The sequence below is a fragment of the Paenibacillus sp. FSL H7-0714 genome, assembly GCF_038003765.1.
In the GTDB taxonomy this organism is placed as follows: domain Bacteria; phylum Bacillota; class Bacilli; order Paenibacillales; family Paenibacillaceae; genus Paenibacillus_AQ.
On sequence record NZ_JBBOPT010000001.1, the window covers coordinates 5,257,956 to 5,272,423 of the forward strand.

16 protein-coding genes and 1 pseudogene are annotated in these 14,468 nt (G+C 43.3%); 4 read left to right on the forward strand and 13 right to left on the reverse strand.

The window, feature by feature from the left end:
* Window positions 1-217: 217 nt before the first annotated feature.
* The 4 genes and pseudogenes from NST34_RS23555 to NST34_RS23570 form a co-directional block, all read right to left on the reverse strand.
* On the reverse strand, window positions 218-2,146 hold the full coding sequence (locus tag NST34_RS23555; RefSeq protein WP_076284670.1) for a PTS fructose transporter subunit IIABC: 1,929 nt from the start codon (window positions 2,144-2,146) through the stop codon (window positions 218-220).
* A 38-nt stretch (window positions 2,147-2,184) separates the two neighbouring features.
* Window positions 2,185-3,096: a 1-phosphofructokinase gene (gene pfkB / locus NST34_RS23560; protein WP_341128859.1), complete on the reverse strand. Its 912-nt coding sequence runs from the start codon at window positions 3,094-3,096 to the stop codon at window positions 2,185-2,187.
* Between the two features lie 146 nt (window positions 3,097-3,242).
* Complete coding sequence (locus NST34_RS23565) at window positions 3,243-3,782, reverse strand: DeoR/GlpR family DNA-binding transcription regulator (protein ID WP_331281445.1); 540 nt, start codon at window positions 3,780-3,782, stop codon at window positions 3,243-3,245.
* A gap of 51 nt (window positions 3,783-3,833) precedes the next feature.
* Window positions 3,834-4,016: pseudogene (locus tag NST34_RS23570) on the reverse strand (DeoR family transcriptional regulator); the annotation flags it as partial.
* A gap of 309 nt (window positions 4,017-4,325) precedes the next feature.
* On the opposite strand from NST34_RS23570, the gene NST34_RS23575 reads away from it, so the two are divergent.
* On the forward strand, window positions 4,326-4,613 hold the full coding sequence (locus NST34_RS23575) for a hypothetical protein (protein ID WP_341059917.1): 288 nt from the start codon (window positions 4,326-4,328) through the stop codon (window positions 4,611-4,613).
* 206 nt (window positions 4,614-4,819) lie between these two features.
* Window positions 4,820-5,929 (forward strand): AI-2E family transporter, encoded by a 1,110-nt coding sequence (locus NST34_RS23580; protein ID WP_076300786.1) that lies wholly within the window; start codon window positions 4,820-4,822, stop codon window positions 5,927-5,929.
* A gap of 93 nt (window positions 5,930-6,022) precedes the next feature.
* On the opposite strand, the gene NST34_RS23585 is transcribed toward NST34_RS23580, so the two are convergent.
* The 3 genes from NST34_RS23585 to rnhA are packed head-to-tail and all read right to left on the reverse strand — an operon-like array spanning window position 6,023 to window position 7,834.
* Complete coding sequence (locus tag NST34_RS23585) at window positions 6,023-6,427, reverse strand: hypothetical protein (protein WP_042190609.1); 405 nt, start codon at window positions 6,425-6,427, stop codon at window positions 6,023-6,025.
* 31 nt (window positions 6,428-6,458) lie between these two features.
* Window positions 6,459-7,127: a uracil-DNA glycosylase gene (gene ung, locus NST34_RS23590; RefSeq protein WP_076284675.1), complete on the reverse strand. Its 669-nt coding sequence runs from the start codon at window positions 7,125-7,127 to the stop codon at window positions 6,459-6,461.
* Window positions 7,128-7,171: 44 nt separating this feature from the next.
* On the reverse strand, window positions 7,172-7,834 hold the full coding sequence (rnhA, locus tag NST34_RS23595) for a ribonuclease H (protein WP_341128860.1): 663 nt from the start codon (window positions 7,832-7,834) through the stop codon (window positions 7,172-7,174).
* 310 nt (window positions 7,835-8,144) lie between these two features.
* Between rnhA and NST34_RS23600 the strand changes: the two genes are divergently transcribed.
* A complete protein-coding gene (locus tag NST34_RS23600; protein ID WP_042190616.1) occupies window positions 8,145-8,717 on the forward strand; it encodes a hypothetical protein in 573 nt (190 codons plus the stop codon).
* A gap of 58 nt (window positions 8,718-8,775) precedes the next feature.
* On the opposite strand, the gene NST34_RS23605 is transcribed toward NST34_RS23600, so the two are convergent.
* From NST34_RS23605 to NST34_RS23620, 4 genes are all read right to left on the reverse strand, one after another.
* Window positions 8,776-9,348 carry a type 1 glutamine amidotransferase family protein gene (locus tag NST34_RS23605; RefSeq protein ID WP_341128861.1) on the reverse strand — a complete coding sequence of 191 codons (573 nt, stop codon included), beginning with the start codon at window positions 9,346-9,348 and terminating at the stop codon, window positions 8,776-8,778.
* Window positions 9,349-10,461: a hypothetical protein gene (locus NST34_RS23610; protein WP_341128862.1), complete on the reverse strand. Its 1,113-nt coding sequence runs from the start codon at window positions 10,459-10,461 to the stop codon at window positions 9,349-9,351.
* Window positions 10,462-10,561: 100 nt separating this feature from the next.
* Complete coding sequence (locus tag NST34_RS23615; RefSeq protein ID WP_341128863.1) at window positions 10,562-11,209, reverse strand: hypothetical protein; 648 nt, start codon at window positions 11,207-11,209, stop codon at window positions 10,562-10,564.
* Window positions 11,210-11,225: 16 nt separating this feature from the next.
* A complete protein-coding gene (locus NST34_RS23620; RefSeq protein WP_341128864.1) occupies window positions 11,226-11,756 on the reverse strand; it encodes a hypothetical protein in 531 nt (176 codons plus the stop codon).
* A gap of 266 nt (window positions 11,757-12,022) precedes the next feature.
* Between NST34_RS23620 and NST34_RS23625 the strand changes: the two genes are divergently transcribed.
* Window positions 12,023-12,241: a hypothetical protein gene (locus NST34_RS23625; RefSeq protein WP_341128865.1), complete on the forward strand. Its 219-nt coding sequence runs from the start codon at window positions 12,023-12,025 to the stop codon at window positions 12,239-12,241.
* An 88-nt stretch (window positions 12,242-12,329) separates the two neighbouring features.
* Here NST34_RS23625 and NST34_RS23630 read toward each other — a convergent pair whose 3' ends face one another.
* Together NST34_RS23630 and NST34_RS23635 are read right to left on the reverse strand one after the other, a co-directional pair.
* A complete protein-coding gene (locus NST34_RS23630) occupies window positions 12,330-13,343 on the reverse strand; it encodes a Gfo/Idh/MocA family protein (protein WP_042190630.1) in 1,014 nt (337 codons plus the stop codon).
* A gap of 124 nt (window positions 13,344-13,467) precedes the next feature.
* Window positions 13,468-14,322, reverse strand: a complete 855-nt coding sequence (locus tag NST34_RS23635; RefSeq protein ID WP_341128866.1) for a sugar phosphate isomerase/epimerase family protein — start codon at window positions 14,320-14,322, stop codon at window positions 13,468-13,470.
* Between the last annotated feature and the right edge of the window lie 146 nt (window positions 14,323-14,468).

Consider the following 14,468-nt stretch of genomic DNA (forward strand, 5'->3'; position numbering starts at 1 on the left):
CTCAATGAAGGAGATTATTCTCGCAAGGGTAGAGGGGCATACGTGGTCAAAGTTTAGGTAAGAAGAACGCCTTCGGCTTCCTCTTAGGGACGATGATCTTTTCTGCGAAAAATAGAAGAATAGTTTTTAGCGTAAGTATAAAAATTCTTATATTTCAAAAAACTGCCGAGCACCAGAAGAAGCGTCTGGCACCCAGCAGTTCAAATTACTTATTTTATTACTTTGCCTCAAGAGGTTTCTTCCATAATCCGAGCATTAATCCGGAAATAACAGATCCGATCAGAACGGCCAATAGGAACAACAACGCATGACTCGAAAGCGCGGCTACAAAGATCCCACCATGCGGTGCTGGAACGTTGATATTCCAAAACTGAGTGAGACCACCAGCTACAGCTGAACCTAGGATACAAGAAGTCAGGACACGCAGTGGATCGGCAGCGGCGAATGGAATCGCCCCTTCTGTAATGAACGATAAGCCCAATACATAGTTTGTTAACCCTGATTTACGTTCTGATTCTGTAAATTTGTTCTTGAAGAAGGTAGTAGCCAGCGCTATTGCAAGTGGAGGAACCATACCGCCTGCCATTACAGCCGCCATCATGAATCCGTTAGTATTTCCACTGGTAGTGAATACCCCGATGGCAAAAGTGTAGGCCGCTTTATTGAAAGGACCTCCCATATCAATAGCCATCATTCCACCGAGAACGAGACCCAGAATTACTGCATTAACGGTTCCAAGATCGTTAAGCCAATTAATGAGTCCTACGTTCATCCAGCTAAAGATCGGATCGAACAGGTAATACATCAATCCACCGGTTATCAATAGACCAAATACCGGATATAACAGAATCGGCTTTAATCCGTCGAGCGTTTTTGGCAGACCTGCAAACAGTTTGCGCAGACCGATAACAACATAACCAGCCAAGAAACCTGCTGCCAGACCGCCGAGGAATCCAGCGTTGGAATTCAAGGCCATGTAACCGCCAACCATACCTGGCATCAGGGCTGGACGGTCACCAATACTAATCGCAATAAATCCAGCAAGAACCGGAATTAGGAAATGGAAGGCACCATCACCGCCACCAATCGTCTGCAGCAGTTGGAATAGAGGGTGATTCTCTCCACCGACTTGTTCAATCAGGAAGGAGATCGCCAGCAGAATACCACCGCCGACTACAAACGGCAGCATGTGGGAGATACCGTTCATTAAGTCCTTGTATATTTTACTCCCGATACTGCCGGACTTCTCTTTCGACTCTCCTTCATTACCACTACGACCTTCATTATGGTAAATCGGTGCATCGCCGTTCATTGCTTTGCGAATGAGCTCTTCCGATTTGCGAATACCGTCACTAACCGGTCTTTGCAGTACTGGCTTACCATCAAAACGGGCCATTTCCACTTGTTTATCTGCTGCCACAATTACACCACTTGCACGCCGAATCTCATCGGGTGTTAAGACATTTTTGGCACCTTCTGAACCATTTGTCTCTACACGGATATTAACTCCCATTTCCAGAGCCTTCTTCTTGAGCGCATCTTCAGCCATAAAGGTATGCGCAATTCCAGTAGGACAAGCAGTAACAGCTACGACGAATGCTTGGGAATCCGGGTTGCCGACGATTAGCTTTTCAGGTTCTGACTTCTTGACAGCTTCAGCAGCTTCGCTCTCTTTCTCCTTGGCTTCTCCTTCTGCCTGCTTCGCATCGAACAAGGCGGATACCTCATCTGGCGTTCGGGTATTCATCAGCTGTTCAATGAATTCGCTATCGATCAACAGTCTGGACAGCGAGGCCAATGTACGAAGATGCATGTTGCCCGCTCCTTCTGGGGCGGCAATCATAAAAAAGATCCGAGCCGGCTCATCATCAAGCGATTCGAATTCGACGCCCGTCGCACTCTTGGCAAACACAACTGTCGCTTCATTCACCGCTTTAGTCTTGGCATGTGGCATTGCGATACCGCCACCAATCCCAGTACTGGACTGCTCTTCACGCTTCAGGATCATCTCTTTAAATAGAACAGGATCATTGATACGACCACTTGCGGCAAGACTGGCAATCAATTCATCAATTGCACCTTCTTTAGTGGTTGCTTTTAAATTCATAATCATTGTATCTTTTATCATCAAATCCGTAATTCTCATATCTTCCAACTCCCTTGAGTACTTTGAATGCTGTTAGCTTACACTTCTGAGATGTTGATCAGCGGTCTCAGCTGCTCAATGAATTCTCTATCTGCCAGGTCATCAGAGAAAGCTGTTGCGCTACCTGAGGCAACACCTGCACGGAAAGCTTCCATTAAATCTCCAGTCAAAGAAAATGTGCCAACGAATCCAGCGATCATAGAATCGCCTGCGCCTACAGAATTCTTTACTGCTCCTTTTGGAGCATTGGCGTGGTATACCCCCTGTTCCGTAATGAACAAGGCACCTTCACCAGCCATTGAAACTAACACATGCTTCGCGCCAGCTTCGAGCAGCTTGCGACCATAAGTTATAATTTCTTCCTTAGTCTGTATCGTAACGCCGAATAGCTCTGCAAGCTCATGATGATTAGGCTTAACGAGCAACGGCTGATAAGGGAGTGCCTTTTTCAGCGCTGAACCTGTAGTATCAATGACAAATTCGGCCCCTCTTTGCTTGCATACAGATATCAACTTGTCATAGAAATCAGCACCCAGTGAAGGAGGAACACTTCCGGACAATATCACAACATCACCTGCATTCAGAACAGCCATCTTCTGTAATAATGCCTCTGCCTCCGTATCTCGGATGACGGGCCCTGCACCATTAATCTCCGTTTCCTCTCCATGCTTAAGCTTGATATTTATTCGGGTATCATCAGAAACAAATACGAAATCACTTGAAATCGACTCTTTCCGCAACCATTCCTCAATATATCGTCCAGTGAATCCACCAAGAAAGCCTATAGCTTTATTCTGAACCTCAAGCTGATTTAACACGCGTGATACGTTGATCCCTTTACCTCCAGGAAGCTTCAAATCACGTTTCATCCGGTTCAAGCCACCTAGTCTCAAATCTTCAACTTCCACGATGTAATCGATGGAAGGATTAAGCGTTACTGTATAGATCATAATTATCCCTCAATTATTCTGGTTTTCTAAGCCATAGATTACCGGCTAAACATGCGGCAAATGTAATTTTTCCAAACGATCTTACAATGATTCCATACCACTCAAATTAAGACATTTTCTAACCGTTTAACATCCTCCACCTAAGGTCATACCAGCGAGAAATCTACACCCATTTGCGTAATCTCACGGATGAACTTATCAGACGCACCAGAATCAATAATGCAGTGATCCATTTCCGTCACGTCGGCAACCTTACAGAAGGATACTTGACCGAGCTTGCTATGATCAGCCAGAAGAATTACTTGCTTCGCAACCGAGATCATCTTACGTTTGGTCGCTGCTTCAAGCATATTAGGTGTAGTGATTCCTTCTCGTAAGTCTAATCCGTTGGTTGCAAGAAAGGTTTTATCAACTCTTACCATCTCTAAAGAGCGCTCTGTCATCGGTCCTACAAAAGCCAATGTATCCGGCCGCAACATTCCGCCTGTAATCGAGACTTCTATATTGCGACAATCCCGCAGTTCATTAAGCGCCATAATCGAATTCGTAATGACTTTGATATTAGAAAAAGCCCTCAGCTCTTTGGCAATCTGTAGTGTTGTGGTTCCAGCATCCAGCAGAATAGCATCGCCTTCCTGAATCATCTCTACGGCCTTGCGTGCTATTCTCTGCTTCTCATCCAACAATCGATCTTCCTTATCTGGATAAGTCGCCTCAAAGTTAACACTCTGCAGGGATACTGCCCCGCCGTGCGTTCGTTTCAGCAACTTGGCTTCTTCAAGCTCTTTCAGGTCACGGCGCACAGTAGACTCTGACACGCCCAGTTCCTGACCTAACTCCTGTACCGAAGCTCTTGAATTCTTTTCCACAAAAAGCACGATTCTTTGTTTTCTCTCTTCCTCAAACAACATCGTGGTTCGCTCCTTTAAGTTACAGTGCTATCCCATTTATTAAATGCGCTTATCTTTGGAAATCTATGACCATTATTTGATTATATATGACTGTTATTGATCATTTGTGCTCGTTTATGATTTTAACAGCGTTTTCATCATCTGTAAAGCGCTTTAACATTAAAAATGATACTCCGGCAAAATGTAATAAATGGAATGATTTCATGCTTCGCTCAAGGTGAAACAGGCCCATAAGAAAATTACATACCAATTGCCTATCTCCTCACTGATGTTTAAAACATATTAATACTACATATAGGAAAAAGCGGGTGATCAGAAATGGCCAACGGAAGAAATAACAAAAAAATGGGCGGTAACAGCAACGCTAAGAGTAACGGAAATAGTAATGGAAAAAACAACGGGAACGGTAATAGTGAGGAAACAGCAGAATTAAGTGCTGAAGATTATGAAATCATTGCTGCCGCACTGGCCACTTTAGGGGATTTTTTTGCTTTTTTATCTCTCGTCAAGGCAAGACAAGTTACGAAGGAAACCGGAGGCGAGGTTGAAGTACCAGAAATATTCACCCTTTCCACAAAGAAACCTTCTAGACGGAAGTTAAGATGATCCACAAAGCCCCCGAGCGATGAGCGATTTATATGATGATGTTATGGTTATGTGTTGTGAACAACTTACTTGGCGTAGCCTCAGTCATTGGGTCATCCTCCACGGATATGCCAAGAACTACCTATAGGAGAGTAATCCATTCTTTTGAATCAAGTCATGTGAATTAGGGTTATTAAACTACATAGATTATATTTTGAACTTGGGGGATGTTCCTATTGCAACAACAGAAGTATTTTCGGACAAGTCTTGCTATTATCGCTTTTTTACTTATTTTGTACTTGGGCTCCAAAGTAATGTTTCTATTCGCACCACTGGCTGCCATTATCAGATTATTACTCGTTCCCATGGTACTATCAGGTTTCATGTACTACTTACTACGACCGTTAGTAAGAGTTCTTGAGAAAAGAAAATTAAACCGGGCATTCTCCATCCTGCTCATTTATTTCTTGTTTGCTGGATTGTTTATTCTCTTCTGGGTTCTAGTCTGGCCGACACTGCAAGAACAAATTCAGAACTTTATTGATAACACGCCTTACCTTGTTCAGGGATTACAGGATCAGTTCAATGCTTTAAGGGATAATCCGACACTCTCACGCTTTTTCCAAGGGGACTCCGACGTAGCTGCCCGTATATCAGAATATCTTAGCGAGGCTATTACTTGGGTGACCAATTCGATGTCCAATTTGATCGGCGTAGTTTCCAGCATTGTTATTCTAATCGCTACCTTGCCCATCATTTTGTATTACATGCTAAAAGATGACTATAAGCTGTCACCAAAACTACAGGGCTTAATCCCTAGAAAGTACCGTAAAGAAGGCAAAGAAATGTTCGGGGATATCGACAGCGCACTGAGCAGTTTCATCGTCACACGTGTGGTGCTAAACGTCGTACTCGGTATTATGTTGTATATCGGTTTCCTTATCATCGGATTGCCTTATTCACTGCTGCTCGCAGTAATTTCAGTACCGCTCAATTTCATTCCTTATGTGGGTTCTTTCCTTGCGGGAGTACCAGTAGTTATTGTTGGATTCATTGAATCGCCCACGATGGCAATATGGTCGCTGGTCGTCATATTCATTGCACAGCAAATCCAAGATAATGTACTCTCACCGATCATTTACGGAAAATCATTAGATGTTCATCCACTGACCACGGTCCTTCTTGTTCTTATAGGTGGAGATTTCTACGGTATTATTGGTGTGCTTATTGCGCTGCCCGTCTATATGATTGCCAAAATTATTTTTCTGCGAGTGTATGAGATTATTGTTGCAGATCGAGAGGAAGAGGCTGAGCCTCTCAAGCATGAGAATCTATAGCACTTACGAACTGAATGAGATTCCATAAATAAAAAAAGGTACATCTCCAATTGGAGATGTACCTTTTCGTGCTTCTTTATAGGATTACTGAAATTAACCTCGCAAAGAACGAACTACAAAAATATGATTGCCTTTCATAAGGTTCTGTCCATCCTGAAGTGTAACTGAACCTTTGGTATGCGAAATGATGGTCGTATTCAGAGCAATCAGCCGATCTTCTTTCCAAACACTTACAGCCGATTTAAAATATACTGCATTATCAAATTGCTGCCGTTCCCTCATCACATAACCCACAGAATGCAAGACTGGAGGCAGTGCTCTTTCTCTAGGAGCCAAAGCTTTGATGACCACAATATCCCGAAATGGCACAGCAATTTCCTGATGACCGATGACCGCTACAGAAGCGGAAAGATCCCATTTGCGCAGAATGCCTTTCATGATCGTGTAAGGTTCGTCCCCGCAGTACATGATAACCGGTTTACCAACCCAATGCTTCATTGCTCCCTCCCCCTTCCCAACATCCCATTAGTTATATGTCCGAAATGAACCAATCGATACCTTTCATTCCCTTCGACTCCAAAAACTGATTGACCTTCGAAAAAGGACGGCTACCAAAGAATCCACGATACGACGAGAGCGGACTCGGATGTGGAGACTGAATAACCTCATGACGACTTTGGTCTATGAAGGCACCTTTTTTCTGTGAATGACTTCCCCATAAAATAAACACCATCGGCGTAGTTCTTTCATTTAACTTCTTCATTATGGTATCTGTGAATGTCTCCCAGCCTAGACCTTTATGAGAATTCGGCTCTCCCTCACGTACCGTTAGTACCGAGTTGAGCATAAGCACTCCCTGTTCTGCCCAGCGCAGTAAGGATCCGTGGTTTGGAATTGGTACACCGATATCCTCCGATAGCTCCGTATATATATTACGCAGTGAAGGAGGTATACGCACCCCCGGATTTACCGAGAAGCTTAAACCGTGTGCTTGTCCCGCTCCATGGTATGGGTCCTGTCCCAAAATAACAACCCTTGTCTCACTATAAGGTGTATGCTTTAACGCCGTGAACAGTAATTCTTTTGGCGGATAGACTGTATGTTCCTTATATTCACTTTCCAGATTAGCCATTAGCTCCAGAAAATAGGGCTTTTGCATTTCATCTTGTAATATCTCATCCCAATCGTTGCCGAACATCCCCAATTCTCCTCCTCTAGCCGAAACCCAGAACCTTACTCTAACTATTTCCGACCATAATCTGCTTTAATTTCGCCCCACTCTTTAGTCTGCCACTTAAGCACTTTATTGTCATATGTATTGGTTTGCAACCAACGTTCTGCCCGATCAATAAGTACCCATATTTCCTCTGTTGAAGCATCACGTGGCAAGGTTGTCGCTACTTTCTTCTGCTTTACCCACTTCATTGCATTTACAGAGTCGCTGTAGACTGTCTTATTACTTCCCTCTTTCTTCAGGAGCGCCAAGGCATGCACAATCGCTAAAAACTCACCTAGATTATTAGTGCCCTTCTTGATCGGCCCACAAGAGAAGATAATATCTCCGGTTTGCGTATCCACACCCTTATATTCGACTGGACCCGGATTGCCACGAGTTCCAACATCCACAGAAATGCTGTTGTAATCGATCTCCGCTGAGGTCTCCACTGTAGCGCTTCGTTTAAAAGAACTTGTCCCCTTGGACTTAGCCGCACCGGATGCTGATGACCCTGTTCCCCAATTACCTTTCCAGCCCGCTGTGTATGCCGCATCTGCCACCGCTTTAGATTCATACGATTTATATTTGGCTCCGGTATAGTGATCGGTCTGCGCCTGGCATTCCGCCCAAGTGCTATAGACTCCCGGCTGCTTGCCTTCCCATACTACATAATATTTCTGTTTAGCCATTGGTACAGCTCCTTTTTTCACCTTAACTTATTGTAATCCAAAATGCTTCTTCATCAAAAGAAGAATGTTATTTTTCGTGAATTCCTTCGAATAATTCATATTTTCCAGGTCATACTATACGCCAGAGATGTCCAGGCCTATATTACCATTTGTAGAATGATCGGTAAATATTATTGTGTACTCAAGTAGAAAAGTCTTCATCGTCTCTCAAGGACGGTAAGCGTTTGTGCTTACACCACATTAATACTAACTAATCAGTCTATATTAAGCTCGTAGGATATCAGTACAATTACTCAGGGAGGTTATACAGATGAGAAAGATAGCAAGCGTAGCCGCAGTATTTGCAATTGTGCTGTTAGTCGGATGCGGAAACTCAACCAATAACAATGCCAACGTTACCCCTACCGCCACTACTACACCTGGTAACACAAATAACGCTGGCAACACTAATAACACCACTGATGCTGTAACCTCAGCGTCGGTAGTGGATAATGAAGAGGCCTTTAAAAAGGCAATCAGTGCGGACGGTACTTGGATTGCTGCTACGCTGAAAGACTTAACCTTCACCGAAGATCTCGTACTGGACGGGCAATTCACGAATAAAGATGAACCTGCTCGAAAAATCGCTCTCTACACACAAGATGCAGAGCACAATATCACTAACTCCTATAAACTAACTGCACCAAAACTTACGATCAAAAGTAAAAACGCCCGTATTCAAGGCGGCACATTTATTGGTGATGTATACGTCGAAGCAGATGGCTTCAGTTTAGTAAATGCAACGGTTGAAGGGAATGTTTACTTCGCAGATGCTAAGTATCAATCCACCTTCGATACCTCGGATCAAGGAAAAGTAACGGGTGTTACAGAAGTGAAAAAATAAGTAAAAAGGTGCTCTCAAGTCGATAAGACCTGAGAACACCTTTTTTTTCATGACTTCATTATTCTTGATAAAACCCATTTTTGAAAAAGGTATACCATCCATCGATTTGTACTAATGGCATAACCTTTAACTTCTTCAAGACTTCCCTTGTAAATTCCAAAGAAGCCGTACCATTAGCAGTAATGATATTGTCACTCGAAACGGTCTGTTTTTCTAAAAAATTTGCGTGTCCTTTATAATTAGGAGCGAACTCTTTTAAGTAATCTAATGAATTTCCAGTGTGAGGAATCTCATCTAAATAGCCACGTTCTGCCAAAAAGGTTGATGCGTCACATATAGCCGCTATAGGAGTTCTATTCTGAATACAACTTTCAATCACTGGAGTAATCGCTAAATTATCTTTCCAGCCTGTACCCCCAATTAAAATTAACAATTCAAACTGGGCGGGTAAACTATCTATAGTATAGTCTGGAATAACAGTAAATCCGCCCATAGATTGTACATTGTCGCTATTTAAAGAAACTGTCTTAACTTTGTATTCACTTTCTGGCTTGTTTAGTTCGGCACTTATATAGCCAGCTTCCCAATCTGCATATCCATTAGAAATAAAAATCAATACTTCTTTTTTCATTTACTGATCCCCCTCAAGTTTCAACAACGTATCTGCAACTTCCCGCCCGTTAACCAACAGGACAATCCGATGTTCCCCGGGATAATGACGACGAGTGGTTAAATCCGCCCAGCGATGCGTCCGTTTGCCTGACAGAATTGTACCCCCAGGTACTGTTTTATCCGATAGTAAGAAAGATTTACGAGAGGTTCGACCTGTAGCCTTCACGAAATAGATGCCATATTCTATTCGAACACGGGCAGGAGCTCCTTCACAAACTTGAAGTTCGTATTGTAATTCAGAGTTTTCTCCAATTCGCAATTGGGTAGGATCAATCGTTATAGAAGCACTCGTTATGAGTGGTGTTGCTTCGTCTGCTTGCTCCGCATATCCGAATAAAGCCATAATCTCCGGATTAGCTTTACGGATTAAAGAACGACAACCATGCCGCACAATCCAGTCTGTGAGGGGATCTATACCTATCCAGCGGCGAGCTGTCTCAAGTACCACCTCCGGGTGATCCTTCGCAATATCGTTCAGATTGTTAGCCACGCTTTTGCGCACATATAAGGAGGAATCCTTCTTCAGTTGCTCAAGTACAGGTAACACAGGGGCTGGATCTACCTTAAACATTGGGAGCGCCTGTCCCCATGGTAGACGAGGGCGACAACCCTCACTTGCTAATCGTCGCACATGCTCATCGGGGTGCTTCGACCATACTAGCATTTGCGCCATCATCCGCTCCGGTTCACGCAAGAGAAACGGTCTAACCGCAAACTCTGCTGATGATTTCGGTGTGAACCTTTCCAGCGCCTGCATAGACAGCTCCCAATGCTCAGCCCCTTGACCAAATACCTCTACAAAATCTGGAAAGATCAAGTATGGAAATCCCACACAATCCTCAGTAATAGCGAACAGAATCGCCAGCGCTTCCTCATAAGGAAGCTGTAAATGACTTCCCAGTGTCTCCGTAATCCGCCGCATCCTTGCCTTCAGTTCGAGCGTATCCCAAGGTTCCGCCATAGCCGAAATTACAAATGCATCCGTGTCGAAAACACTATGTACACTGCGAATCTTTTCGCCAAAACCATGCAGGAATTGTTCATTGTACATCGCTTTTAAAGGTTCAGCCATTGTGTATCCCTCATTTTCTTCTATAAATCATCAGAAATTAATCTGTTATGAAATCGTAGCACACCCAATTTGACAACAGTGTGTCAACTTCGGCTATTCCCTAATCTAGAACATTAACCTGCCTAGTATCGAGATTAATCATTCGACTTCTCGTATCATTACGCGAAATATAAATAGGTTGTCCGGTAGAGTCGATCCAATATGAGATGGGAATCGAAATTCCACAATTTCGGTAAGATCCGTCAGCATGGCTTGTCCCAATAATCATCGTGTTATATTTCACAGCAATCCTAGTGGCTTCCTCGATCCATAATTCAAATTGTTCTTCGCTGAACATGCCTACCCCAATCGGATGTGCGATGAAATCTAACGACTTAGCCTGTCCTTCCAAACCAACGTATCCTTGCAGAAGCTCAACACACAGCAAATAACCAATACTGAGGCCATCCGCTTCCGCAACTGACGGGCGATACAGCTGTTCATCCATCGGCGATTTGGCTCGTTCCAAAATGATGTCCCCAGAAGGATGAATCATTAGCGCTCTATCCTTGTTATTGCTGTTCCTATATCCTGTAATGATCAGCTTTTTATATATTTTGGCAACTTCACATAAGGTCTTTACACTGGCTTCATCTGCTACATAACCTTCTGGATACAACACCCCGTCAAAAGAATCCTGTCTGCTCATTTCTTTGAGCAAATGCTCCAAATGTGGTTCGTGATTAGGTTGCGCTACGAGTAATCTCATATTTCCCCTCCAACGGTTAATTAATTAGCACCTTCACCTGTTCTAAGCTTTGCTCTGCACGACTGTTCAAAGCTCTCTTATCTTTAAGGCCAAGCTCCTTAAGCTCATGTCCAGGGTCAATGACCAGCGGCTGTGAGATTACATTTTCGAGAATTTGCACAGCAACTTTACAGGCCTCAAATAATAGTTCTTTTGGGATCACTTGTTTATGAGAGCCAATAATCCCTACCAGTTTCTCTGCGTAGATCAATCTAACCAGACTATCCGCACTCATCATATTCCGCGAGGCAAAAGAAGATACCTTCTCCACAATCCAGCTGTCTTGATAGTTTCTCGATAAGGCATCTAGTGCAGTAATTGCATCCCAATCTCGGATCGACAACTGTTCGGCGTACGCCAAGGCCATTTCATTGAGCCATTCTATCTCTTGTTCTCTAGGAATTTCAAAACTCTTATACTCTTTCAGCAAACCTGCCTTATGCATATCTAAAAAATGACCCAGAAATCGTGTGTATAACTCCTTGGCTCTTTGTAGCTGTTCTGTCATTTGGCGATCATCCTTTCACTACACAAATCATATCCGTCCGCAGGTTTCTTTTCAAACCAGAAAGTAAAAAAAAGGCAGACAGCGAAACAACTTCGCTACCTGCCCTCGGATGATCTTCGGATTTTAATACAATTACAACCAAATTTCGCATATTTTTGACCGAAATCAAGTAATTCCTCCTCAAATTCATCCGCAAATCGTGGTAAAATAGTTCCTTAGGATTATTTATATTCATACATGTTGAAGATATCACCGGAGGGAATACCATGCCACATACACTTAATAAAAATATTGATTTTTTCATAGCCGCTTTATCCCAAACTTATATCACTGCCCTACAGCTTGATCCTGATGGAATGTATTCTGACGTTGCCTCAGGAATCGTTGAAGAGTTCTCCGATGTACAGGTACGCCTTAGAAGATATGACGGCTCCGTATCACACTATGCTAGGGACAATACAAAATTCCAGCGCAATAAAGGTTAGATGAGAATGCATGCCAAAAAGACGTGACTGGAGAAATCATCTACAATGATCTTTCCTCTCGTCACGCCTTTGCATCCTCTATATCCTGCTAGTTAAGTACAATCCATTCCCCTTCGGCATTTGCTGACTGTACTTCCGCCTCTATGATTTCCAAAGAATCTGCTGCACTCTCAGGCGTACAAATGATAATAGGCTTATCTTGAATAATCGCATCCAAGAAATAGACCAGCTCTCTGTAGTAACCCGCATCCGGGGAAAGCTCTACCGTAAAGCCTGCTCCATCATTGGGATTCACCTTGACTCCACTACCATCAAATACAACATTTCCTCGCTCGAAGTTAACCCTGTACCCCATGTAGAATCCAAAGTCGCCCTCCAGCGTCCAGTCCACCTGAGCATTGATCACCTTTGCATCCTTATAAAAATAGTGTGTAGAAGCAATATCATATCCGCTTCCCGGTAGAACATTCCGTCCCAAGGTCGATACTTTATCCGGTCTGCCGAACAGATAGTTAATCATATCCGTATCGTGAATATGCATATCCACAATGCATCCACCGCTTAGCTTCTCATCCAGAAACCAATCTTTAGGAGCCCCTGAACCACGGTAGAAATATCCTTCTGTCACTTTACCAAATTGCTCAGTTTCCACAACTTCTTTCAAATATTCATACCCTGGCCAAAAACGCAGGCACTGTCCGATCATCAATTTCTTTCCACTGCGCTCCGCTGCTTCTACCATTTTCTGTGCTTCTACTGAAGTTCTAGCCATCGGCTTCTCACAAAAGACATGATATCCTCGTTCCAGCAAAGAACAAGCCATTTCAGCATGCAGGTAAGTAGGAACTGCGATATCGATCATATCAAGTTCCTCATTCGCTATCATTTTCTCCAGATCATCATAGAGACTGTAAGCTGTTAAATCATACACTTCTCGAGCGGTACTCATATTGCCGTCCGCTTTACCGTCTTTCAATTCCTCAATTCGCAAGTCACAGATGGCTTTAAGGGCGATGGGATGCCCCTCTTCCGTTAAGCGAACATAATTATCAAAATGCATCCGGCCCATAAATCCAAAGCCAATCAAACCTATTTTCAACATAGTGAAGCCTCCCCAGCTAAATGATTAATAATTAAACAAGCTCTATCCAAGCACCTTCCAGCCCAGCGGATTGTATCTCAGCCTCAATGATTGCTATAGGCTGAGCATCGCCTTCCCCCTTACTTTAAGCTTTGAAAGTGGTACGTCCGAGAATGGCATCCATAGCTGCAGAAGTATTAAAAATAATTTGCTCCGTATAATGTGTGTATGACGGTATCATTTCACCGGTAACATAATTGTTGTATCCAATGTCTTCAAGCGCTTTCATGACTGCTGGATAATCCACATCCCCAGCGAGCAGATCAACAAATCCGTGAAGCCCACCAGCCGTCCGACGGTAATCCTTGAAATGCACCTTTTTAATTCTATGGCCTAGAATCCGTATCCACTGCTCTGGATAACCGGAATGCACGATATTCCCAACATCAAGATAGGAACCTACATAACTGGAACCGACCGTATCAATAAAAGTACGTAATTCAAGCGGAGACAACAGGAATTTATTCCACACATTTTCAAGACCAATAGAAACGCCTGCTTGCTCAGCATCCTTGGCTAAATGACTAATCGCTTCCAGCGCTCTATCATAAGCTTTTTCATAATCAACAACCTCACAGCCCTCGATGAAATCCACACCAACAGCGCCAGGAATGACAAGAATCGAATCTACACCAAGCGCAGCTGCCAGCTCCAGTTGCTTTTTGCATACGTCGATTGCCTTGGTTCGATTCGCTTCAGATTCACTAGTCATCGCATAAGACCAATATAGACCTGTTGCCAGCCCCGCGATCTCCAGACCCGTTTCATTAATAGAATCACGAAGGATACGCGCTTCTTTCTCAGTGGTTTGCAGGCCAAGTTCACCTGACTCATTTAATGACAGCTCGATCCCCTCAAATCCAGCCGCTTTGGCTAGACGTACGCATTCTTTAATTTCAGTTCCTTCGCGAAACGACCAGATGTTTATTCCCTTTTTCATTTGAATCCTCCTATTTGTTCTTTTCCGTTTTCCACTCCCTAGGCTTAGATGCACTTTGTATCCTTTAATTATTTATATTATACTAGATTTAAAATTCGATTTATTTAGGCGAAGAAGAGACTTTTTGCATTATTCCGGTCTATTCT

What these genes read in the sequence shown, in the direction of transcription:
- NST34_RS23615 (WP_341128863.1), bottom strand. Translation starts at nt 11,209, where the DNA reads ATGAGATTACTCGTAGCGCAACCTAATCACGAACCACATTTGGAGCAT.
- NST34_RS23620 (WP_341128864.1), bottom strand. Translation starts at nt 11,756, where the DNA reads ATGACAGAACAGCTACAAAGAGCCAAGGAGTTATACACACGATTTCTG.
- pfkB (WP_341128859.1), bottom strand. Translation starts at nt 3,096, where the DNA reads ATGATCTATACAGTAACGCTTAATCCTTCCATCGATTACATCGTGGAA.
- NST34_RS23580 (WP_076300786.1), top strand. Translation starts at nt 4,820, where the DNA reads ATGTTCCTATTGCAACAACAGAAGTATTTTCGGACAAGTCTTGCTATT.
- NST34_RS23585 (WP_042190609.1), bottom strand. Translation starts at nt 6,427, where the DNA reads ATGAAGCATTGGGTTGGTAAACCGGTTATCATGTACTGCGGGGACGAA.
- NST34_RS23630 (WP_042190630.1), bottom strand. Translation starts at nt 13,343, where the DNA reads ATGTTGAAAATAGGTTTGATTGGCTTTGGATTTATGGGCCGGATGCAT.
- NST34_RS23600 (WP_042190616.1), top strand. Translation starts at nt 8,145, where the DNA reads ATGAGAAAGATAGCAAGCGTAGCCGCAGTATTTGCAATTGTGCTGTTA.
- NST34_RS23605 (WP_341128861.1), bottom strand. Translation starts at nt 9,348, where the DNA reads ATGAAAAAAGAAGTATTGATTTTTATTTCTAATGGATATGCAGATTGG.
- rnhA (WP_341128860.1), bottom strand. Translation starts at nt 7,834, where the DNA reads ATGGCTAAACAGAAATATTATGTAGTATGGGAAGGCAAGCAGCCGGGA.
- NST34_RS23625 (WP_341128865.1), top strand. Translation starts at nt 12,023, where the DNA reads ATGCCACATACACTTAATAAAAATATTGATTTTTTCATAGCCGCTTTA.
- NST34_RS23575 (WP_341059917.1), top strand. Translation starts at nt 4,326, where the DNA reads ATGGCCAACGGAAGAAATAACAAAAAAATGGGCGGTAACAGCAACGCT.
- ung (WP_076284675.1), bottom strand. Translation starts at nt 7,127, where the DNA reads ATGTTCGGCAACGATTGGGATGAGATATTACAAGATGAAATGCAAAAG.
- NST34_RS23610 (WP_341128862.1), bottom strand. Translation starts at nt 10,461, where the DNA reads ATGGCTGAACCTTTAAAAGCGATGTACAATGAACAATTCCTGCATGGT.
- NST34_RS23555 (WP_076284670.1), bottom strand. Translation starts at nt 2,146, where the DNA reads ATGAGAATTACGGATTTGATGATAAAAGATACAATGATTATGAATTTA.
- NST34_RS23635 (WP_341128866.1), bottom strand. Translation starts at nt 14,322, where the DNA reads ATGAAAAAGGGAATAAACATCTGGTCGTTTCGCGAAGGAACTGAAATT.